Genomic DNA, 20,697 nt, shown 5'->3' with positions numbered 1-20,697 from the left:
ACCTTAGCGTTCAATGGTGCCGATACGGCGGATCTTCTTCTGCAGCAGCAGCACGCCGTAGAGCAGCGCTTCCGCCGTGGGCGGACAGCCCGGCACGTAGATGTCGATCGGCACGATGCGATCGCAGCCACGGACCACCGAATAGGAATAGTGGTAGTAGCCGCCGCCATTGGCGCAGGAGCCCATCGAGATGACGTAGCGCGGCTCCGGCATCTGGTCGTAGACCTTGCGCAGCGCGGGCGCCATCTTGTTAGTCAGGGTACCCGCGACGATCATCACGTCGGATTGCCGCGGCGAGGCACGCGGTGCGAAGCCGAAGCGTTCGACGTCATAGCGCGGCATCGAGACCTGCATCATCTCGACCGCACAGCAGGCGAGACCGAAGGTCATCCACATCAGGGAGCCGGTGCGCGCCCAGGTGATGAGGTCATCGGCCGCGGCGACGAAGAAGCCCTTGTCGGACAGCTCGTGATTGACCTCGAGGAAAAACGGATCATTGGCGCCGACCGGCTTGCCGGTCGACGGATCAAGAATACCCTTCGGAGCCATGGCGATCTCTGATTTGGCTATCGCCGGCCGGGAGGTTGCGGCGGTGGGGCTCAATCCCATTCGAGCGCGCCTTTCTTCCATTCATACGCAAACCCGACCGTCAGCACGGCCAGGAACACCATCATCGACCAGAACCCGGTGGCGCCGAGCTTTCCGAACGCCACGGCCCACGGGAACAGGAACGCCACTTCGAGGTCGAAGATGATGAAGAGGATCGCCACCAGATAGAAGCGGACGTCGAACTTCATGCGGGCGTCGTCAAAAGCGTTGAATCCGCATTCATAGGCGGACAGCTTTTCCGGGTCCGGCGATTGGAACGCGACCAGGAACGGCGCGATCAGGAGCGCCAGACCGATCAGGCTCGCAACTCCGATAAAGACCACAAGTGGAAGATAATTCTGCAGGATGCCGGTCATCGGCGAGGCCTTCTTGCTGCGGTTTCGGACGTGCCGCAGATTCGTTGATTGGAATTGTTCTTGAGGCTTTAGCGCAGCGCAACAGGGGGCGCAAGACAAGCTATTTTGACGCTTTTACCGTCCTTCCCGCGGGCTCTTGGCCTCATCAGGCGGATGCGCTTGCCTCCATGGGCAACGCTGCGGCGGCCATCCTGTGCCCTGCGCTCTTGCCATATCAGCCCAGCCCCCGTTCGGCCGCGAGCATCTCGGCGGCGGTCAGGGTGAGCCGATCGATGTGTCCGAGCAGCAGCTCGAGATCCCCTGGCGCAAGCTGTTCCAACAGGCGCCGGTTCCGCTCCTGCGCGCCGGCCACGATGGCATCATGGGCGGCCAGGCCGGCCTTGGTAAGCGAGACCAAAGTCTCCCGGTTGTCGCGCGGATTGGCTGCCTTCGTCACCAGCTTGCGCGCCACGAGCTCGGCGAGTGCCCGGCTGATCTGCCCCTTGTCCATGCCGACGGCCTCGGCGAGCCGCACCACACTCATCGGCGGCCGCCGGCCGAGCGAGGCCACCAGGCCGAACTCCACCGAGGACAGGCCGGTCAGGCGCTTGTAGCGCAGCATCGCGCCGCGCCTGAGCAGGTTCGCCAGCACCATCAGCCGCGACGACATCATCGCGGTGATCGGCGCCAGTTCGGAATCGACAACGGCCTCCGGCGGCAAGGCCCTCTCAGTCCTGAGCTTCTCGGTCATCACCAACCTCTGCCAACAAAGCCGCGCGCTGCCAAGCTGAACGATATCGTTGACATTGTCATCGATCTATCGTTGACTTGGTCAACGATAGATCAGCCGCCGGCACCAGACCAGCGGCGGGGGAGGACAACGTGACGATCACCCAGCGGGACCGCGATCTCGGCACGGCCTATGCGATGAAGCCGTCCAGCATCCGGACCGAGCTCACCTCGGTCGGCCGCGGCACGCCGATGGGCGAGCTGCTGCGTCGGTATTGGCACCCGGTCGGCCTCAACGGTGACGCCAGCGATATCCCCAGAAAAGTCCGCGCGCTTGGCGAAGACGTGATCCTGTTCCGCGACCGGCATGGCCGGGTCGGCCTGCTGCATGCGCGCTGTTGCCACCGCGGCACCACACTCTATTACGGCAAGGTCGAGGAAGACGGCATCCGCTGCTGCTATCACGGCTGGAAGTTCGACACCGAGGGCCGCTGCCTCGAACAACCCTGCGAGCCCGACGGCGGCCTGTTCAAGGACAAGGTGCGCCAGCCCTGGTATCCGGTGCAGGAACGCTACGGCCTGATCTTCGCCTATATGGGGCCGGCCGAGAAACGGCCGGTGCTGCCGCGCTACGAATGCCTGGAAAACATGGACGACGGCGAGTTCGTCGAGGCCGACGATTCCTCGATCGGCGGCGGCGGCCCTGCCGTGATCCCCTGCAACTGGCTGCAGCATTTCGAGAACGTCGCCGACCCCTACCATGTGCCGGTGCTGCACGGCTCGTTCTCAGGGCCGCAGTTCACCAACATGATGGCCTCGATGCCCGAGGTGAGGTTCGAGATGTCGCCGCGCGGCGTCGCGGTGCGTTCGATCCGCAGGCAGGACGACGGCAAGGTGTTCTATCGCGTCACCGAGGCCGCCCTCCCGACACTCCGCGTCGTGCCCAATCCACGCGTCGCGCAGTTCGCGCGCGTCGAATCGATCGGCTGGACCTTGCCGATCGACGACACCTCGTTTCGCATCTACGTCGCCGGCCGGGTCAAGAACGCGGGCGATATCGGGCGGATGCGCTCGAAGTTCAACGGCAAGTTCTGGTGGGACATGACCGAGGCCGAGCACCAGCAGTTCCCCGGCGACTACGAGGCCCAGGTCGGCCAGGGAGCGGTGACGATCCATTCCGAAGAGCATTTTGGCCAGAGCGACCGCGGCATCCTGATGATCCGCCGGATGCTCTCCGACCAGCTCGAGGCCATGGCCAGCGGCCGCGACCCGATCGGCGTGTCGTTCGACGCCGACACGAGGCCGATCGAATTCGAGGCAGGGAACTACATCCGCGAGGCGTAAGGCGCGCGCGCAAGCAACAACGCAAGCAACAACAAAGAAGACCGGGGGAGGAAGTCATGGTCGATGTCGCACCGCAAGCGGCCGCGCCAATCGCTACTCGCTGCTGTCGGCGGCAGTCACGACCACGCTCGGCGCGCTGCTGTTCGTTTGGGCGGCGCGCTCGATCCGCGCCGACATCGCGCGCGCGAGCTAAGCATCCATGAACGCCAGCAGGTCAGCCATCAAGCGCGCGCTGTGCGTCAGCGGCAACGCGTGCGGGGCGCCTTCATAGACGGCGAGCCTGCTTCCTTTGATCAGCTTTGCCGTCTTCGCACCGGTCAGCTCGACGGCGCGCTGGCATCGTTGTCGCCATGCACGATCAGCGTCGGGCGATCGATCCCGCTCGCCGCGGCGCGCAGATCGGCAAAGGAAATGGTCTTGCGGCGGGCCAGTGCCACCGGCAACGGCACGCTCAGCATCATCTCCCTGATCCAGGCCCGCGTCACCTCGGCCGTGTCGGGCATGAAGAACGGCGCTTCGTTCTCGCCCATCCATTTCGAAAAGTCCTGCGCGATCGCCGCAATTTGCGCGTCGACCATCGCTCTCGGCACGGCGTCCGGATTGTCCTCGGTCTGCACGATGAACGGCGTGGTCGGCGCAACCAGCACCAGTCGCGCGATGCGCTTGGCGCCGTGACGCGCCAGATAGTTCACCGCCTCGATCGATCCCATCGAATGCGCGACGATCGTGACGTCGTGGAGATCATGCTGCTCGATCACGGCGGCGACGTCGTCGGTCAGCGTGTCGAGATCGTATCCCGCCATCGGCATGTCGGAGCGGCCGTGGCCGCGCCGGTCAGGCGCGACGCAGCGAAAACCGTTGGCGTTGAGCGCCACGATCTGGCTGCCCCAGATGCTGGAATTGAACGTCCAGGCGGCAAGCAGCAGCATCGGCCGGCCCGAGCCCCAATCCTGTGCGAACAGCTTTGTGCCGTCCCCGGCGGTTGCATAAAGCGGTTGGACCATCGCTTATCTCCCCTTGCGGATCGATCGGCAGCCATCGCCGCCGATGCATCGACCATCGCAAAGGGAGATCGCGCGCGCGATTACGCGTCAGGTAATCGCGCGCGCGATGTCAGGCTGCGCTCATGTCAGCTTGCCGGTGTATTTCTCCAGCGCCGCCCAGGCATCCGCGCCATAGGTCTTCTGCCACTGCGTGTAGAAGCCGGCCTTCACCAACGCGGCCCGGAACTGCACGGGATCGGGCTTGTTGAAGGTCATGCCCTTCTCGGTCAGCTCGGCCTGCAGCGAGCGGTCCATCTCGACCAGATCGGCGCGCTCCTTCACCGCCGCGGCATCGAACGCGGCGTTGATGAGCTCGAGCAGATCGGGCGGCAGACCGGCCATCGCGCGGCGGTTGCCGAGGATCCAGTAACCGCTCCAGCAATGGTTCGAGAGCGCGCAGAATTTCTGCACCTCGTAGAGTTTTCCGGTGGAGACCTGCGCCAGCGGATTCTCCTGCCCTTCGACGATGTGGGTCTGCAGCGCCGAATAGAGCTCGCTGTAGGAGATGCTCGACGGCAATGCGCCGAGCCCTGAGAACAGCGACGTCAGCAATGCTGTCACCGGCACGCGGATCTTGAAGCCCTTGAGATCGTCGACACTGTTGAGCTGCCGGCTCGACGACGAGGTGATCTGGCGGAAGCCGTTGTCCCAGACTTTCTTCAGCGGCACGACGCCGGTCTTCGTGATCGCCTCGCGCACGAGGTCGCCGACGCCGCCGTCCATCGCCGCCCAGACCTGGTCGTAGGACTGGAAGGCGAAACCGATGCTGGGCAGCCCCGACAGCGGCACCAGCGTCGACAGCGTCATGCTGGGCGCCGCCAACAGCTCGATCCCGCCGGCCCGGACCTGCGACAGCATCTCCGGATCGCCGCCGAGCTGGCTGTTGGAGAACACCGTGATGTTGACCCGGCCGGACGACTGCGCGCCGACCGCCTTGGCGGCCTCAGTCAGGCGCATTGTTAGCGGATGGGTTTCCGGAGTGTTGACACCGAGCTTGAGATCGAACTCGACGGCGGCAAGGGCTGGCTTACCAAACATCGTGGCGGCAACTGCAGCAGAACCGGTTCCCAGCACCCGGCGGCGGGTCATTCTCATTGTTTTCATTATTATTTTTCTCCCAAGCGCATTTCCGCGCCTGAGGTCAGTTTTAGCCGGCCGCGAGTGTGACGCAAGGCACGGTGAAACCAATCCGCCCGTGGCACGAAACCATTTCCGGGAACTCACGAAACGATCCGGAAACAGATGGGGCTTACCAGTACCTGCCATAGACGGCGCACAGACGCCCGGAGGCGACCATGAACCACTCGATCCATTCAGCTGACCGCGCGACCCATCTCAAGATTGTGGTGGTTGCCCTTGTTGCGGCGATCGGGATTGCGGCGCTCGGCATCTCGGCCCGGAACAACGCGGATTTCACGCAGACTGCCCAGACGACGCAGGTCATCAAGGCCGGCAAACCGGTGGCGATCACCTCCTCGGGCACCTCCACGGTCCGCTAAGACGCTTTCAGGCTTCGGCAGACAAAACGGCCGCCCTCGGGCGGCCTTTCTTGTTGGTCCCGATCGTCTCAAGCACGGACCAGGATGGTGTGGCCTTTGCGAGCAGGTTCGGCTACGGCGATTGCAGGACCACCGAGACCGGAGTGCGCACAATCGACGTGTGCATGGTCGCAACCCGGCTGAGCGCCGCGAATGACCAAGCCTCGCCTCGCCGGCGACGACATCGCGAAGCCGCAGGATGCTTCCCGCACCGACGGGTTGTCCCCTTTGCTAGGCCTCCCGGCATCGCTGCCGCTGGTGCTCGACCTCGACGGCACGCTGATCACGGGCGACCTGCTCTATCTGAGCTTCTTCTCGATCCTGCGCCGCAATCCGCTGATCGTCGTGTCATGCGCCGCTTGGCTGACGCGCGGCCGCGCGGCGCTGAAGCGCCGGCTCGCACAGCGCCAGCACATCGACTGGAGCCGGATCGAACTGCACCAGGACGTCGTCGCATTGGCCGAGCGCGAGAATGCGGCCGGCCGCCGCATCGTGCTGGCAACCGCTGCCGACGCGCTGCTCGCACGGAAGCTGGCGTCGGGTCTGCCTTGGATCGACCAGGTGCTCGCCTCCGACGGCGAACATAATCTGAAGGGCGCCAACAAGGCCGACCTGTTGCGGAAGACATTTCCCGAGGGCTTCATCTACGCCGGCGACAGCGCCTCCGACCTCGCGGTCTGGGCCCACGCTGCCGGCATCATCACCGTCAATGCCCGCGAAGCCGTGCGCGCCGCCGCGGCCGGGCTCGGCAGGCCGACGCTGCATCTGCAGGGCCGCGCGGCCGCGGCGAAATCTTAACCGCGTCCTAACTTGGTCGCTCGATTGCGATCCGCTCCGCGACCCCAGTCTTAAAAGTTGTCGGTCAAGGTCGGCGTCAACAGAGGCGCAGGCCACAATGAATTTGCAGCAGCAAGTAATTTCAACCGGCTTCAAGATCATCTGCACGGATTGCGGCAGCCTGGCGATCAAGGTCGCCGATCCCGCGCACGCATCCGGCGACACCATCATCGAATGCCGCCGCTGCAATGCGGTGCGCGGCACGGTGGCGGACTTGCACAACCTGGCGCGGTACGGCCGCGACCTGTTCGAATTCTAACCGCGGCCCCGCCGATGCTATCAGACCCGAAGGCAACCGTGCAGGGCGACGTTCCCTTGGACACGGTCTGGTCGATCCTCGAGGCCGCCAACGAATTGGGCGACACCCACACGGTTGACGCCTGCCGCCGCGTCATCGACGCCAATCTGCGCGGCGACACCCCGGGACAATCCGACCTCAACGCGGTCGCCGCATTCTTTGCCTGATCAAGGCAACGTGTTGCCGTTCTGTGAATTCAACAAGGCGTCGCGGTGACGAATCGCCAGGCAGAAACATAACAACACAGACCGAGATATTGCTTAACTTGCTTCGTTCAGGGCCGACCGGCTAGCTGCCTGGCAGCTTTCGGATTCGGACGGAACGATGACATTGACGCGCGATGACCTGGTTGTCGGGGTCACGATCCCCGGGTTCTTCGTCCTCAGCGTCGCCTCGATGATCGCCTGCGGGCATGCATTCCCGGCGATGCATGTCTGGCGATCCGGCATCAACGCGCAGGCCGCCCTCGGCACCGCCATCATGGTCGCGTTCGTCCCGGCGTTCGTCGCGGCACGATTCAGCTTCGGTTATCTGGTCGGCTTCTCGCTGCTGTCAGCCGTGTTCGGCTTCGTCTGGCTCAGCTTCTTCAGCGCGTTCGACTATCCGCACGCCATCGCCCGCTGGGCCATGATCGCCGCGCTGGCCGCCGCGATGATCCCTCTGATGCTCCAGAATATCCCGGTTTGGCGGCCCGGTTTGTCCGAAGCCGCCGTCAAGCGCATCGCGGTTCTGCTGCTGGCGTCGTGCCTTGCCGTGCTGGTCGCCGACGTCTCCTACGGGGCCAATCTTGGCGATCCTTATGGCGCAGCCCGCACCGCCGTCGTGCGGCCGGCGCTGTTGAACTATCTCACCGGGATCATGATCGGCGCGGTCCTGCCCTACCTGTTCGCGCATTTCGCATCGCGCAGGCGGTGGATGCCGGCGGCCGGGGTGCTGCTACTTGCGCTTTGCTTCTATCCCGTCGTCAACAACAAGACCGTGCTGCTGCTGCCGATCTGGCTGCCGTTTCTGTTCTGGCTGTACGGCCGGTTCGACCCGCGGCTGGCCACGGTGGTCGCATTTCTGATCCCGATGATCATCGGCCTTTCGGCTTTCGCCATTCTCGGCGTCGACAAGAACTATATCGTGTTCAGCACCATCAATCTGCGCTTCGTCGCGATCCCGTCGCTCGCGCTCGATCAATACGCCGACTTCTTTGCGCACCACGAGCTCACCCGGTTCTGCCAGATCTCCATCCTGCGATACATGGCCGCCTGCCCGTACGGCGAACTCGGCCCGACGCTTGGAGCGATTTATCAGGACGGCAATTTCAACGCGTCCTTCCTCGCCACCGAGGGCATCGCATCGGTCGGTCTTGCGCTCGCCCCGGTGTCGGCATTCGTCTGCGGCCTGACCCTGTCGGTGGGATCGATGGTCTCAAAGCACCTGTCGCCGCGCTTCATCGCGGTTTCGTCCGGCATCGCTGTCCAGGCGATCATGAACGTGCCGCTCACGACAGGCCTGCTGTCGAACGGGATAGCGCTGCTGTTCCTGTTGTGGTGGCTGACGCCCGAACAGCGCGTGGCATCATCCGTCAGTCGCGAGCAGGCCGCCGCTCAACCGGTCGGCGCCGTTGGCCTCGCGGCGTCCTGAGCTGTCGCGACAGTTGCCAGGTGCAGTGAACGGGAGGGCAAGCAACTCGTTACGGCATCGGTCCAGAGGGTCCGATGGTTCCGGGCCAAACACGCTGCTAAGTCATTGAAATGAATGGCGCGAGAGACGGGACTCGAACCCGCGGCCTCCGCCGTGACAGGGCGGCGCTCTAACCAACTGAGCTACTCCCGCGGATGCCGATCATCGGATTGATCCGCGCAGGACCGAGGGCATAAAGGCCCGCATCCGGTTAGTCAAGGAGGTTGCGGATCCCTGCACAGCGTCGGCATTTTCGCGGCGCCGGCACGGGTTGTCGCCTGTTTTCAAGGGAAACGGCGTAGTCAGCGAAGCCCCGAATCAAATAAGGCCTGATACGTCTGGGTTTCCTGTGGCCGGCCCGGCGCTGCCCGTTCCCGGAACCGGCGGTTTTCAGGACCTTTCCGGACGCATTTTCCCGACGCGAACGGCGCGCCATTCGCGTGAAAGCAGCAATCCAGCCATTCAGCAACGAGGAGGGCCAGACATGGCGAAGAAAGCAGCGACACCGGCGACGATCACGCTGAAGCATTTGGCGGCGGCCATCGCCGAAGAGCAGGAGCTGTCCAAGAAGCAGGCCGAGGCGATCCTGACCGACATGGTCACAAGGATCACCAAGCACCTCAAGAAGGGCGAGCGCATCAGGATCGTCGGCCTCGGCATCCTGCAGGTCCGCAAGCGCGCCGCCCGCATGGGCCGCAACCCGGCGACCGGCGAACAGATCCACATCAAGGCGAGCAAGAAGGTCGCCTTCCGCGCCGCCAAGGAGCTGAAGGAAGCCGTCTAGCGCCTTCTCTGTCCGTTAAGGCAAAGCGCCATTCCGGCTCGTGACGCGGCCCCGGAGTGGCGCTTTTCTGTTATAGGATTGTCCTTCGAAGCTCGCCTTGACGCGGTTTGCTCGCGTGAACCAACTTCGCCAAAGCGCATTGTTCCTTTCCCCTGTTTTTGCGCGGTTTTCATGCTGGCACCGGCTCTCGACTTCAAGCACACCGTCACCGAGCGCTTCCTGCGCTATGTCGTGATCGATACCCAGTCCGACCCGGATTCACCGACCTGCCCCTCCACCGAGAAGCAGAAGAATCTCGGGCGGCTGCTGGTCGCCGAGCTGCAGGCGATGGGGATATCCGACGCGCATCTCGATCCGCACGGATACGTTTACGCGACGATCCCGGCCAACACCGACAAGGCGGTGCCGGTGATCTGCTTCTGCTCGCACATGGACACCTCTCCCGACTGCACCGGCAAGAACGTCAAGCCGCAGGTCGTGAAGAACTACCGCGGCGGCGACATCGTGCTTCCCGCCGATGCCTCGCAGGTGATCCGCGCCGCCGAGCACGAAGCGCTGGCCGACCAGATCGGCAACGACATCATTACCACCGACGGCACCACCCTGCTCGGCGCCGACAACAAGGCGGGCCTTGCAGAGATCATGGACGCCGCGCATTTCCTGGTCACCAATCCGCAGGTCAAGCACGGCACCATCAAGATCCTGTTCACGCCGGACGAGGAGATCGGCCGCGGCGTCGACAAGGTCGACATCAAGAAGCTGGGGGCCGATTTCGGCTACACCATGGACGGCGAGACCGCCGGCCATATCGAGGACGAGACCTTCTCGGCCGACGGCGCCAGCATCATCATCGAAGGCGTCGCGACCCATCCGGGATTTGCCAAGGGCAAGATGGAGCACGCGATCAAGATCGCCGCCGCGATCGTCGATCGCCTGCCCAAGGACACCTGCTCGCCCGAGACCACCGAGGGCAAGGAAGGCTTCCTGCATCCGGTCGCGATCTCGGGCGCGCTGGAGAACGCGCGGATCGACTTCATCGTGCGTGATTTCACCGAGGCCGGCCTGAAGCAGAAGGAAGCGCTGCTGGAAGGCATCGTGAACGATGTCATGAAGGGCTATCCGCGCTCGACCTACCGCATGGAAATCAAGCAACAGTACCGTAACATGAAGGATGTGATCGATCGCCACCCGCAGATCGTGGCCCATGCGATCGAGGCGATCCAGCGCGCCGGCCTCACGCCGGTGAAGACCTCGATCCGCGGGGGCACGGATGGCTCGCGGCTGTCCTTCATGGGACTGCCCTGCCCGAACATCTTCGCCGGCGAGCACGCGTTCCATTCGCGGCTCGAATGGGTCAGCCGGCAGGACATGGAGAAGGCCGTGCAGACCATCGTGCACCTGGCGATGATCTGGGAAGAGAAGGCCTGATCAGGCCCGCGCCGTCACGATCCAGATCGCGCCGGGCAGCAGCACCGCATCGCCCTTGACAAACGGCGCCAGCGCCTCGCGCATCGAGGCGATCGCAGCGGCGCGCACGTCATCCGCGTGCCCTTCCAGCGCGCGGCTGGCCGGCCCGATCTCGAGCGCGCCCTGGATCGCGGCATCGATGCCGCGCCCGGTCGCGACATCGAGCTCGAGCCGGCACGGCTCCATAGCAATGCCGGAGAAGCCGGCTTCGCCCAGGATCCGCTTCACCCTCGCCTCGGAGGCGAACGCGAACGGGCCGGGATCCTCGGGCCCGAGCGGCGGCAGTTTCGGCACGTGCTTGTAGACGGCAGCAAGCGGCGTCATGAAGAACGGATTTTCGCGCGGCTCCTGCCAGCAGGCGAAGGCGAGACGGCCCGTCGGCTTCATCGCCTTGCGCAGATTGGCGAACGACACCACGGGATCGGCAAAGAACATCACGCCAAAGCGCGAGGCCAACAGATCGAAGCTCTCGCCGACAAACGGATAGACGGTCGCATCGGCCAGCGCGAACTCGACCGGCAAACCCTGCGGCGCGCTCTGCCGCGCCCGCGTCAGCATCGGCTCCGAGACATCGACGCCGAGCACGTGACCAGCCGGCGCGACCTTCGCCGCCAGTGCGAAGCTCGAGGCGCCGCTGCCACAGCCGACATCAACGACGCGTTCGCCGGCTTTCGGCGCGGCGCGATCGATCAGGAGGTCGAGCACCGGTTGCAGCACGATATCCTGCGCGGCCTGCCGTGTGGCCCAGCGCTGACCGCCCGGCCCGTTCCAGTATGCGATCTGATCGGCGTTTTGCGGGTGGCCTGCGTTCATGCGATCCAAACCTTTTCAGGAAGCTTCTGTCGTCTCAAGTTTGGGTATGATCTTTTCGGAAAACCGCCTCGCACTTTTCCGGATCATGCCCTAGCAGCTCTCGCGCGTCGCGGCGCGCAGCATCGGCATCACCTGATAGGTGAATCCGGCATTGGCCTTGGTGACGGGATCGTTGGCGACGATCTCCTGCGGATCGGCATCGTCGGGCAGTTGCAGCACGCCCAGGCCCCAGATCCCTGCCGGATCGGCGACCGGCCCGAACACCAGCGCCTTGCCGGCGTGCAGCAGCTCGCCGCAATAGGCGACATGCGCCTGCATGATGGCGGCTTCCTGCGGCGTCATGTCCTGCGGAAAGGTCGGACGCGGTCCGGTCAATTTGCAGACGTAATGTTTCATCGACCCGATCCGCGCTCGGAGATTATTTGGCGGCTGCGCTCGTGGGCTTGGCCGGCTTCGGCTTTGCGGCATTCGCCTTGGGCGCGCTCTGCCCGTCGCTGCGCGCAATGCCCCAGGGATCGGTCGGCTTCTGATCCGGCACACCGCTGAGCGCACGCTGATAGGCGCGCTGCTGCCGCGCCTCGTTGGCCGCATCGGCCGGCGACTTCTCGACCTCTTCGCGATAGCGCTGAACGTGATCCGACTGTGCGAATGCGGGTCCGGCAATCATGGTGAGAAGAAAAATCGCGGCGAGTTTGCGCATGCATCGAGTTCCCGGTTAGGCGGACAGAATAGCATCGCGGAAGCGTCGGCATCAAACCTGCGCGCGTGACTTTCGGCACCTTTCGCGCGATCGGTCATCGAACGACACTTGCCACGCCAGCGCGGAGCAAGCGCGGTCCCGGCCATCCCCATGTGACTACCCACGGCCGGGATCGCGCCCTCTTCGCGCGTTCACCGAGAGCCGTGCAATGGCCTTGCTCCACAGGGCTCATCAACCAGAGGCCGCTTTGCAGCTCGTGAAACACCGCGCCACCGTCATCCTGCGCGAGCATGTGCAGGCGGAGGCGGAGCTGGTCGGACGAGCCGCGGTTCTCACCGATGGAACCGCAGGAACCGTCGAGGGCGTGTTTCTGGACGAATCTCATGGATTGCGCATCTCGATCAAGGGCCACATCGGGAAGTGGCCGATCGCGACCATCAGGATGCTGCAACCGTAGGGCTGGATCCAAAGGGGAAATCACGCCCGCGCGCGTTTAGGCAGCCAGTCCGCCTGCGCTCTTCGAGCTTCGGCGCGACAGCCTTCGCCCCGCGCACCGAACAAGCGAATGAATTCGTGCTCAAATGGCTGGCTTGCCAAGCCGTAGCCCGGAGGGCGAAGGCTGGTAGGCGGCGAGAGATTCGAACTCCCGACCCTCTCGGTGTAAACGAGATGCTCTAACCAGCTGAGCTAGCCGCCCTTACCTGCGCGCCTCTTTAGCCTCGCCTGCCCCCGAGGCGCAAGGCCGCAACTCCTCAATCCGTCAGCTCCAGTCGGTCAGCTTCAATCCTTGGGCCGCGCCGGCAATTCCTTGAGATCATTGATCCATGGCGCGGCGGAGCGACACCAGACCTGGCGTCGCGGGGGCAATCGGTCGCGCTGGCGAATGCTGCCCCAGCGGATGCCCCAGTCGTCGGGCCCGCCGTCCTCGCCGCTCGTGAACAGCGGCGAACCGCAATCGCTGCAAAAGTGCTGGAAGCGGATTCGGCCGTTATCGCCCCGCTTGCGGTAGACCTTCGGTACACCTTCGGTGAGCCGGACTTGCTCGGCGCCGCAAATCACCGTGACGCGATAGGGCGAACCGGTCAGCGCCTGACAGTCCGTGCAATGGCAGATCGACACCTGTTCGGGATCAATTTCGGCCTGATAGGTGATAGCCCCGCAATGGCATTGCCCATCGATACGCATGGAGCGCTCTCCAATTCCGTCAAACCAAGCAACCGCCGTGGGCGCGGTTCCATCGTCCAGGGCCCTGGCTCTCGGCCCACCTCCCTTAACGGAGCAACGTCGGCATCCCATAGCTGCCTTGTTTGGGATACCAAATCGGGATACGAAACCTGCCAGACCGAGATTCTGTGCCCGCCAAGCGGCGGCCAAAGGACGGCGCCATGTCGCAGATGCTTCAGATCCATGACCAGCTCCGGGAGATGATCCTGTCGCTCGACCTGGGCCCCGGCGAGCGGCTGACCGAGCGCTGGCTGGAGAGCCGGTTCGAGGGATCGCGCACGCCGATCCGTGCCGCGCTGGTCCGGCTCGAAGGCGAAGAGCTGGTGCGCCGCGACGGCCGCAACTGGATTGTCGCACCGATCGACCTCGGTGAGCTGGAGGCGCTTGCCGAGTTCCGGATTCCGCTGGAGACGACGGCGGCGCGCCTCGCCTGCGCGCGGGCGAGCGCGGCCGATATCGCCGGCATCGAAGAAATGCTGGACGCCTGCCAGTCCGGCGCGCCGCGCGAGGAATGGCACCGGGTCGGCACCGATTTCCATGTCGAGATCGCGCGGCTCTCCGGCAATCCCTTCATCGTCAAGGCGATCGCCGGCGCGATGACCCGGCTGTCGCGGGCACGCTGGCTGGAAGTGTGGACCGAGCCGTCGCGCGAGCAAGCTTGGCGCGAGCACCGGCGCATCCTCGGCCTCATCAAGGCCAACGATCCGGAGGCCGCCGCGCGCGAGGCCGCCGACCACATCACCGATACCCGCGATCGCCTGCTGCGTTCGCTCAACGAGGACCGCCGCGGCCTCCGAGCGCGCGGCTTCGCCGTGATCGGACTGCGCTGACATGAACATCGAAGTCGATCGCGAAGCCCTGCTCGACGCGGGCCCCTGGAAACGCAATTTGATCGTCTGCGTGTTCGGCTCCTTCACGACTATCGTGGGGATGACGCTGCTGCTGCCGTTCCTGCCGCTCTATGTCGAGCAGCTCGGCGTGACCGATCACGCCGCGATCGTGCAATGGTCGGGCGTAGCCTATGGCGCGACCTTCTTCAGCGCGGCGCTGACGGCCCCCCTGTGGGGACGGCTCGCCGATCGCTACGGCCGCAAGCTGATGCTGATCCGCGCCAGCCTCGGCATGGCGATCGCCATGTCGCTGATCGGCATGGCGCACAACGTCTATGAGCTGGTCAGCCTGCGGCTGCTGACCGGCCTGCTCGGCGGCTACGCGTCGGGCTCGACCGTGCTGGTCGCGGCGCAGACGCCGAAGGCGCGGTCCGGCTGGGCGATCGGCGTGCTGTCGGCCGGCATCATGGCCGGCAGCCTGGTCGGTCCCTTGATCGGCGGCGTGCTGCCGGGGCTGATCGGCATCCGCGCGACCTTCTTCCTGATCGGCGGCGTCATCTTCTTCACCTTCCTCGGCACGACGTTCCTGATCCGCGAGGAAGCACGCCCGAAGGCCAAAGGCGGCAAGGCGCGGGGCGGCTGGTCGCTGGTCCCGGACAAGCGCCCTGTCGTCGCGATGTGGGGAACGGGCCTGCTGCTGATGGTCGCCAACATGTCGATCGAGCCGATCATCACGGTCTATGTCGCGCAACTGGTCGACGCACCGCAGGTGACATTCGTCGCCGGCCTCGTGATGTCGGCGGCGGCCTTCGGCAGCCTGCTGTCGTCCTCGCATCTCGGCAAGCTGGCCGATCGGGTCGGCCACTGGCGGATCATCACCATCTGCCTTGCTGTCTCGGCGCTGCTGTTGATCCCGCAGGCCTTCGTGGTCAGCGGCTGGCAGTTGATCCTGCTCCGCTTCCTGATGGGGCTCGCGCTCGGCGGCCTGCTGCCCTGCATCGCGAGCGTGATCCGGCACAACGTGCCCGATGCGGTCACCGGCAGCATGCTCGGCTATTCGATCTCGGCGCAATATGCCGGCCAGGTGATCGGCCCGCTCGCCGGCGGCTTCATCGGCGGCCATATCGGCATGTCCGCGGTGTTCCTCGGCACCAGCGTGCTGATGGCGCTCGGCGCGATCGGCAATTTCATCGTCGAGAAGAAAGAGTAGACGCCCTCGACCAAGCTGCCATGCAGCGGCGAGAAAATCCGCCACGCGTGCGGATCGGCAAAACAAAAACGGCGCCCGAAGGCGCCGTTTTCTATTTCGACTGAAGCCTGCTTCAGTGCGCCGTCAGGCCGCCGGACGCTTCGTCGGAAGCATCGGGCTTGACATCGACCTTGCTGGTCTCCTCTTCCCAGACGATCGGCGCGGGCACGCGGACCAGCGCCTTGGCGACGACCTCATCCAGCCGCGAGACCGGAATGATGTCCATGCCGCCCTTGATCGCATCGGAAATCTCCGTGAGATCCTTGGCGTTGTCCTCCGGGATCAGCACCGTCTTGATGCCGCCGCGCGCGGCAGCCAGGAGCTTCTCCTTCAGACCGCCAATCGGCAGCACGCGACCACGCAGCGTGATCTCGCCGGTCATCGCGACATCGTGGCGGACCGGGATGCCGGTCATGACCGAGATGATCGCGGTGGCCATCGCAACACCGGCAGACGGACCGTCCTTCGGCGTTGCGCCCTCCGGCACGTGAACGTGGATGTCGCGCCGGTCGAACATCGGCGGTTCGATGCCGTAGGTGATCGCACGGGAGCGGACGTAGGACGCCGCCGCCGAGATCGACTCCTTCATCACGTCGCGCAGATTGCCCGTGACGGTCATCTTGCCCTTGCCGGGCATCATGACGCCTTCGATGGTGAGCAACTCGCCGCCGACATCGGTCCAGGCCAGACCGGTGACGATACCGACCTGATCCTCGTCGTCGATCTCGCCGAAGCGATACTTCGGAACGCCGAGGAACTCTTCGATATTCGCCTCGGTGACCTTCACCGACTTCTTCTTGGAGATCATCAGCTCCTTCACCGCCTTGCGGGCGAGTGTGGAGAGCTCACGCTCCAGGTTACGGACGCCCGCTTCGCGGGTGTAGCGGCGGATCATCAAGAGCAAGGCCGCGTCGTCGATCGACCATTCCTTGGAGTCCAGACCATGCTTGGAGAGCGCGCTCGGGATCAGATGCTTGCGCGCGATCTCGACCTTCTCGTTCTCCGTGTAGCCGGCGATCCGAATGATCTCCATGCGGTCCATCAGCGGGCCGGGAATATTCAGCGTATTCGCGGTCGTGATGAACATCACGTTGGATAGGTCGTAGTCGACCTCCAGGTAGTGGTCGTTGAAGGTCGAGTTCTGCTCGGGGTCCAAGACCTCAAGCAGCGCCGACGACGGATCGCCGCGGAAATCGGCGCCCATCTTGTCGATCTCGTCCAGCAGGAACAGCGGGTTCGAGGTCTTCGCCTTGCGCATCGACTGGATGATCTTGCCGGGCATCGAGCCGATATAGGTGCGGCGGTGACCGCGGATCTCGGCCTCGTCACGCACGCCGCCGAGCGACACGCGCACGAATTCGCGCCCCGTGGCCTTGGCGATCGACTTGCCGAGCGAGGTCTTGCCGACGCCGGGAGGCCCGACCAGGCACAGGATCGGTCCGGTCAGCTTGTTGGCGCGCGACTGCACCGCGAGATACTCGACGATGCGGTCCTTGACCTTCTCGAGCCCGTAGTGATCGGAGTCCAGCACCGCTTGCGCGGCCTCGAGGTCCTTCTTGACCTTGGACTTCTTGCCCCACGGGATCGACAGCAGCCAATCCAGATAGTTGCGCACGACGGTCGCTTCCGCGGACATCGGCGACATCTGGCGCAGCTTCTTCAGCTCGTGCTGGGCCTTCTCGCGGGCTTCCTTGGACAGCTTGGTCTTGGAGATCTTCTCCTCCAGATCGGCCAGCTCGTCGCGACCTTCGTCGTCGCCGAGCTCCTTCTGGATCGCCTTCATCTGCTCGTTCAGGTAATACTCGCGCTGGGTCTTCTCCATCTGGCGCTTGACGCGCGAGCGGATGCGCTTCTCGACCTGCAACACCGAGATCTCGCTCTCCATCAGGCCCAGCACCTTCTCCAGGCGCTGCGTGACGGACAACGTCTCCAGGATGGCTTGCCGATCGGCAATCTTGACCGCGAGATGCGAGGCAACGGTATCGCCGAGCTTGGCGAAATCGGTGATCGCCTGAACCACGCCGACGACCTCGGCGGAGATCTTCTTGTTCAGCTTCACATAGCTTTCGAAGTCGGACACGACCGACCGCGCCAGCGCCTCGGCTTCGACCGAGTTGGCGTCAGTGTCGGCGAGCGCGACCGCGGTCGCCTCGTAATATTCGCTGCGGTCGGAGTACTTCTCGACGCGCGCGCGCTCGAGGCCCTCGACCAGCACCTTCACGGTGCCGTCGGGAAGCTTCAGGAGCTGCAGGACGCTGGCGAGCGTACCGGTCTCGTAAATTGAATCGGGTGCCGGATCGTCATCGGACGCGTTCTTCTGCGTCGCGAGCATGATCAGCGCGTCGTTCTTCATCACCTCTTCGAGCGCGCGGATCGACTTCTCGCGACCGACGAAGAGAGGCACGATCATGTGCGGGAAGACGACGATGTCGCGGAGCGGCAACACCGGATAGGAGTGGCTTTCGCCGTGGACGATCGTTGGCCGGGGTTTTGAGGTCGTCATGGCCTTATCCTTTTGTTTTGCCCCCTTGCACGCAATCCGCCTACTTGCGCAACCGCCACAAGGTGCCTTGGTGATCCGGAAAAAGATGCTGTCAGCAGTCGCTTATTCCGTATCGAAAAGCGACGAATCTCAACGCATGAGATCCCTTCGCCGATAGCATTAGGTGGCTATCAGGCACGGAGGTGTCAAGTCTGAGAAGTGCCCGGAAATTCAGGCTAAACAGGCATTTGCTGCTACGCCGCAAGAGCGCCGCTGCTGCGCCACGGCGGCCGCCGGAGCGTCCGGCAGCCGTGCATTTTTGGCGGGTCGAGACGAGCGCCGTTTACGCGCTTGCGCTGCTCTCGACGGCGCGGTCGGAACGATCCGCGTAGATGTAGAGCGGACGCGCCGTCCCCTCGACGACCTCGCGCGAGATCACGACTTCCTCGACGCCCTCCAGGCCCGGGAGGTCGAACATGGTTTCGAGCAGGATGCTCTCCAGGATCGACCGCAGGCCGCGCGCGCCGGTCTTGCGCTCGATCGCCTTGCGGGCAACCGCGCCAAGCGCCTCGTCGGCGAAGGTCAGTTCGATGTTCTCCATCTCGAATAGCCGCTGGTACTGCTTCACCAGCGCGTTCTTCGGATCGGTCAGGATCTTCTTCAGCGAGGTCTCGTCGAGGTCCTCCAGCGTCGCAACGACGGGCAGACGGCCGACGAATTCCGGGATCAGGCCGTACTTCAGCAGGTCTTCCGGCTCGACGTGACGGAAGATCTCGCCGGTGCGGCGGTCCTCCGGCGCGAGCACCTGCGCCGCGAAGCCGATCGAGGTCGAGCGGCCGCGCGCGGAGATGATCTTCTCGAGGCCCGAGAACGCACCGCCGCAGATGAACAGGATGTTGGTGGTATCCACCTGCAGGAATTCCTGCTGCGGATGCTTGCGGCCGCCCTGCGGCGGGACCGAGGCCACCGTGCCTTCCATGATCTTCAGCAGCGCCTGCTGGACGCCCTCGCCCGACACATCGCGGGTGATCGAGGGATTGTCCGACTTGCGGCTGATCTTGTCGATTTCGTCGATATAGACGATGCCGCGCTGCGCACGCTCGACGTTGTAGTCGGCGGCCTGCAGCAGCTTCAGGATGATGTTCTCGACGTCCTCGCCGACATAGCCGGCTTCGGTCAGCGTCGTCGCGTCAGCCATGGTGAAGGGCACGTCGAGGATGCGGGCCAGCGTCTGCGCGAGCAGCGTCTTGCCCGAACCGGTCGGACCGATCAGCAGGATGTTCGACTTCGCCAGCTCGACGTCGTTGTGCTTGGTCTGATGGTTGAGCCGCTTGTAGTGGTTGTGGACGGCGACCGACAGCACCTTCTTGGCATGGCTCTGGCCGATCACGTAGTCGTCCAGGACCTTGCAGATTTCCTTCGGCGTCGGGATGCCGTCGCGCGACTTCACCAGCGAGGACTTGTTCTCCTCGCGAATGATGTCCATGCACAGTTCGACACACTCGTCGCAAATGAAGACAGTCGGTCCGGCAATCAGCTTGCGAACTTCATGCTGGCTCTTGCCGCAGAACGAGCAATATAGCGTGTTCTTGGCGTCGCTCGTGCCGACCTTACTCATTCATTATCTCCGTCCGCCGTTCGATCTTGTTTGCCAGATCGACCCAATCCGGCACAAAACCGGGGTCTTGGGTAGATAGAGCAAATTCCGTACCAAAAAAGACCCTACGCAATACTGACCGTGTGGATCACGGTTTATTCGAATCTCCGCGATCATAGCCGATGCATCACAGCCAACCATGCTGGCACCCGACTATCAAGAATTCGCTAATCGGATGGCCGGCTCAAGACCGTGACAATACCGTGATTTTCAACGATCGCACGTGGAATACGCGCCGAAATCCACGGAACGTTGCGGGATTACCACGTCGGTATATGAGCACGAAACCGGAACTTTCCGCCTGTGCGCATGCACCCGCCCGCGGGTCCACCGCTGCTTTTGCCGGTTATGTGAGGCGTCAATGTGGAGATCACACCGACGCCTCGAGATGCCTGCCCAGATCAGGCCGCCTTCGCGGCGGCTGGATCGTCCGGACGCTTGTCGATGACCTTGTCGACGAGGCCGAACGCCTTGGCGTCCTCGGCGGTGAGGAACTTGTCGCGCTCCAGCGCGTCCTCGATCGCCTTGTAGGTCTGGCCGGTGTGCTTCACGTAGATCTCGTTGAGGCGCTTCTTGAGATTCAGGATCTCCTGCGCGTGCAGCATGATGTCGGTGGCCTGGCCCTGGAAGCCGCCGGAGGGTTGGTGCACCATGATGCGGGAATTCGGCAGCGTGAAGCGCATGTCCTTCTCGCCGGCGGCCAGCAGCAGCGAGCCCATCGAGGCCGCCTGCCCCGTGCACAGCGTCGATACCGGCGGACGGATGAACTGCATCGTATCGTAGATCGCAAGGCCCGACGTCACCACGCCGCCCGGCGAGTTGATGTACATCGAGATTTCCTTCTTCGGATTCTCGGCCTCGAGGAACAGCAGCTGCGCGACGATCAGCGTCGACATGCCGTCTTCCACCGGACCGGTGACGAAGATGATGCGCTCCTTCAGAAGGCGCGAGAAAATGTCGTAGGCGCGTTCGCCGCGATTGGTCTGCTCGACGACCATCGGCACGAGGTTCATGTAGGTTTCAACGGGATCGCGCATGAAAGAACCCAAGGGTTAGGGGTGATGCAGAACTTTGCTCGAGATTACTT

Annotated in this window: 23 protein-coding genes and 2 tRNA genes; 11 read left to right on the top strand and 14 right to left on the bottom strand. The window is 64.0% G+C overall.

Going from position 1 to position 20,697, the window contains the following annotated elements:
- Positions 1 to 3: 3 nt before the first annotated feature.
- From JEY66_RS22175 to JEY66_RS22165, 3 genes are all read right to left on the bottom strand, one after another.
- The gene (locus JEY66_RS22175; protein WP_018271859.1) at positions 4 to 549 is read right to left on the bottom strand and encodes a NuoB/complex I 20 kDa subunit family protein; all 546 of its coding nucleotides are present in this window, start codon (positions 547 to 549) and stop codon (positions 4 to 6) included.
- A 50-nt stretch (positions 550 to 599) separates the two neighbouring features.
- Positions 600 to 965 carry an NADH-quinone oxidoreductase subunit A gene (locus JEY66_RS22170; RefSeq protein ID WP_018271860.1) on the bottom strand — a complete coding sequence of 122 codons (366 nt, stop codon included), beginning with the start codon at positions 963 to 965 and terminating at the stop codon, positions 600 to 602.
- A gap of 214 nt (positions 966 to 1,179) precedes the next feature.
- Entirely contained in the window at positions 1,180 to 1,695 is a 516-nt protein-coding gene (locus JEY66_RS22165; protein ID WP_018271861.1) for a MarR family winged helix-turn-helix transcriptional regulator, read from the bottom strand.
- A 131-nt stretch (positions 1,696 to 1,826) separates the two neighbouring features.
- Here JEY66_RS22165 and JEY66_RS22160 point away from each other — a divergent pair, with 131 nt between their 5' ends.
- On the top strand, positions 1,827 to 3,017 hold the full coding sequence (locus JEY66_RS22160) for an aromatic ring-hydroxylating dioxygenase subunit alpha (RefSeq protein WP_026192823.1): 1,191 nt from the start codon (positions 1,827 to 1,829) through the stop codon (positions 3,015 to 3,017).
- Positions 3,018 to 3,334: 317 nt separating this feature from the next.
- On the opposite strand, the gene JEY66_RS22155 is transcribed toward JEY66_RS22160, so the two are convergent.
- Both JEY66_RS22155 and JEY66_RS22150 read right to left on the bottom strand, forming a co-directional pair.
- A complete protein-coding gene (locus tag JEY66_RS22155) occupies positions 3,335 to 4,021 on the bottom strand; it encodes an alpha/beta fold hydrolase (protein WP_016847745.1) in 687 nt (228 codons plus the stop codon).
- 120 nt (positions 4,022 to 4,141) lie between these two features.
- A complete protein-coding gene (locus JEY66_RS22150; protein ID WP_026192824.1) occupies positions 4,142 to 5,155 on the bottom strand; it encodes a TRAP transporter substrate-binding protein in 1,014 nt (337 codons plus the stop codon).
- A gap of 200 nt (positions 5,156 to 5,355) precedes the next feature.
- Here JEY66_RS22150 and JEY66_RS22145 point away from each other — a divergent pair, with 200 nt between their 5' ends.
- The 5 genes from JEY66_RS22145 (at position 5,356) to JEY66_RS22125 (ending at position 8,365) form a co-directional block, all read left to right on the top strand.
- Entirely contained in the window at positions 5,356 to 5,559 is a 204-nt protein-coding gene (locus tag JEY66_RS22145; protein ID WP_016847743.1) for a hypothetical protein, read from the top strand.
- A 192-nt stretch (positions 5,560 to 5,751) separates the two neighbouring features.
- On the top strand, positions 5,752 to 6,396 hold the full coding sequence (locus tag JEY66_RS22140) for a haloacid dehalogenase-like hydrolase (RefSeq protein ID WP_016847742.1): 645 nt from the start codon (positions 5,752 to 5,754) through the stop codon (positions 6,394 to 6,396).
- A gap of 97 nt (positions 6,397 to 6,493) precedes the next feature.
- Positions 6,494 to 6,694 (top strand): hypothetical protein, encoded by a 201-nt coding sequence (locus tag JEY66_RS22135; RefSeq protein ID WP_016847741.1) that lies wholly within the window; start codon positions 6,494 to 6,496, stop codon positions 6,692 to 6,694.
- A 14-nt stretch (positions 6,695 to 6,708) separates the two neighbouring features.
- Entirely contained in the window at positions 6,709 to 6,900 is a 192-nt protein-coding gene (locus JEY66_RS22130; protein ID WP_016847740.1) for a hypothetical protein, read from the top strand.
- A 157-nt stretch (positions 6,901 to 7,057) separates the two neighbouring features.
- Positions 7,058 to 8,365: a hypothetical protein gene (locus JEY66_RS22125; protein WP_018271863.1), complete on the top strand. Its 1,308-nt coding sequence runs from the start codon at positions 7,058 to 7,060 to the stop codon at positions 8,363 to 8,365.
- A gap of 115 nt (positions 8,366 to 8,480) precedes the next feature.
- Here JEY66_RS22125 and JEY66_RS22120 read toward each other — a convergent pair.
- Positions 8,481 to 8,557, bottom strand: a tRNA-Asp gene (locus tag JEY66_RS22120).
- 307 nt (positions 8,558 to 8,864) lie between these two features.
- On the opposite strand from JEY66_RS22120, the gene JEY66_RS22115 reads away from it, so the two are divergent.
- Together JEY66_RS22115 and pepT are read left to right on the top strand one after the other, a co-directional pair.
- Positions 8,865 to 9,188: an HU family DNA-binding protein gene (locus JEY66_RS22115; protein WP_259171327.1), complete on the top strand. Its 324-nt coding sequence runs from the start codon at positions 8,865 to 8,867 to the stop codon at positions 9,186 to 9,188.
- A gap of 171 nt (positions 9,189 to 9,359) precedes the next feature.
- The gene (pepT, locus tag JEY66_RS22110; protein ID WP_016847737.1) at positions 9,360 to 10,616 is read left to right on the top strand and encodes a peptidase T; all 1,257 of its coding nucleotides are present in this window, start codon (positions 9,360 to 9,362) and stop codon (positions 10,614 to 10,616) included.
- Here pepT and JEY66_RS22105 read toward each other — a convergent pair whose 3' ends face one another.
- The 3 genes from JEY66_RS22105 to JEY66_RS22095 all read right to left on the bottom strand — a co-directional run bounded on the left by JEY66_RS22105 (position 10,617) and on the right by JEY66_RS22095 (position 12,168).
- The gene (locus JEY66_RS22105; RefSeq protein ID WP_018271864.1) at positions 10,617 to 11,468 is read right to left on the bottom strand and encodes a class I SAM-dependent methyltransferase; all 852 of its coding nucleotides are present in this window, start codon (positions 11,466 to 11,468) and stop codon (positions 10,617 to 10,619) included.
- 90 nt (positions 11,469 to 11,558) lie between these two features.
- Complete coding sequence (locus JEY66_RS22100) at positions 11,559 to 11,864, bottom strand: YciI family protein (protein WP_018271865.1); 306 nt, start codon at positions 11,862 to 11,864, stop codon at positions 11,559 to 11,561.
- Positions 11,865 to 11,886: 22 nt separating this feature from the next.
- A complete protein-coding gene (locus JEY66_RS22095; protein ID WP_016847734.1) occupies positions 11,887 to 12,168 on the bottom strand; it encodes a hypothetical protein in 282 nt (93 codons plus the stop codon).
- Between the two features lie 247 nt (positions 12,169 to 12,415).
- Between JEY66_RS22095 and JEY66_RS22090 the strand changes: the two genes are divergently transcribed.
- A complete protein-coding gene (locus JEY66_RS22090; RefSeq protein WP_016847733.1) occupies positions 12,416 to 12,625 on the top strand; it encodes a hypothetical protein in 210 nt (69 codons plus the stop codon).
- A gap of 163 nt (positions 12,626 to 12,788) precedes the next feature.
- Here JEY66_RS22090 and JEY66_RS22085 read toward each other — a convergent pair.
- Both JEY66_RS22085 and JEY66_RS22080 read right to left on the bottom strand, forming a co-directional pair.
- Positions 12,789 to 12,865: transfer RNA gene (locus tag JEY66_RS22085), tRNA-Val, on the bottom strand.
- An 83-nt stretch (positions 12,866 to 12,948) separates the two neighbouring features.
- Entirely contained in the window at positions 12,949 to 13,353 is a 405-nt protein-coding gene (locus JEY66_RS22080; RefSeq protein WP_016847732.1) for a GFA family protein, read from the bottom strand.
- Between the two features lie 200 nt (positions 13,354 to 13,553).
- Here JEY66_RS22080 and JEY66_RS22075 point away from each other — a divergent pair, with 200 nt between their 5' ends.
- Both JEY66_RS22075 and JEY66_RS22070 read left to right on the top strand, forming a co-directional pair.
- Positions 13,554 to 14,222 (top strand): GntR family transcriptional regulator, encoded by a 669-nt coding sequence (locus tag JEY66_RS22075; RefSeq protein WP_018271866.1) that lies wholly within the window; start codon positions 13,554 to 13,556, stop codon positions 14,220 to 14,222.
- 1 nt (position 14,223) lies between these two features.
- Positions 14,224 to 15,432 carry an MFS transporter gene (locus tag JEY66_RS22070; RefSeq protein ID WP_018271867.1) on the top strand — a complete coding sequence of 403 codons (1,209 nt, stop codon included), beginning with the start codon at positions 14,224 to 14,226 and terminating at the stop codon, positions 15,430 to 15,432.
- Between the two features lie 112 nt (positions 15,433 to 15,544).
- Here the strand turns inward: JEY66_RS22070 and lon are convergent, their stop codons facing one another.
- The 3 genes from lon to JEY66_RS22055 form a co-directional block, all read right to left on the bottom strand.
- On the bottom strand, positions 15,545 to 17,974 hold the full coding sequence (gene lon, locus JEY66_RS22065; protein WP_018271868.1) for an endopeptidase La: 2,430 nt from the start codon (positions 17,972 to 17,974) through the stop codon (positions 15,545 to 15,547).
- Between the two features lie 322 nt (positions 17,975 to 18,296).
- Positions 18,297 to 19,571 carry an ATP-dependent Clp protease ATP-binding subunit ClpX gene (gene clpX / locus JEY66_RS22060; RefSeq protein ID WP_018271869.1) on the bottom strand — a complete coding sequence of 425 codons (1,275 nt, stop codon included), beginning with the start codon at positions 19,569 to 19,571 and terminating at the stop codon, positions 18,297 to 18,299.
- Positions 19,572 to 20,011: 440 nt separating this feature from the next.
- Positions 20,012 to 20,647, bottom strand: coding sequence for an ATP-dependent Clp protease proteolytic subunit (locus JEY66_RS22055; RefSeq protein WP_016847729.1), 636 nt, complete (start codon positions 20,645 to 20,647; stop codon positions 20,012 to 20,014).
- Positions 20,648 to 20,697: the final 50 nt, after the last annotated feature.

The sequence above is a fragment of the Bradyrhizobium elkanii USDA 76 genome, assembly GCF_023278185.1.
In the GTDB taxonomy this organism is placed as follows: Bacteria; Pseudomonadota; Alphaproteobacteria; order Rhizobiales; family Xanthobacteraceae; genus Bradyrhizobium; species Bradyrhizobium elkanii.
The sequence above is the reverse complement of the archived record's forward strand: the minus strand, read 5'-3'. Positions and strand labels throughout refer to the sequence as shown.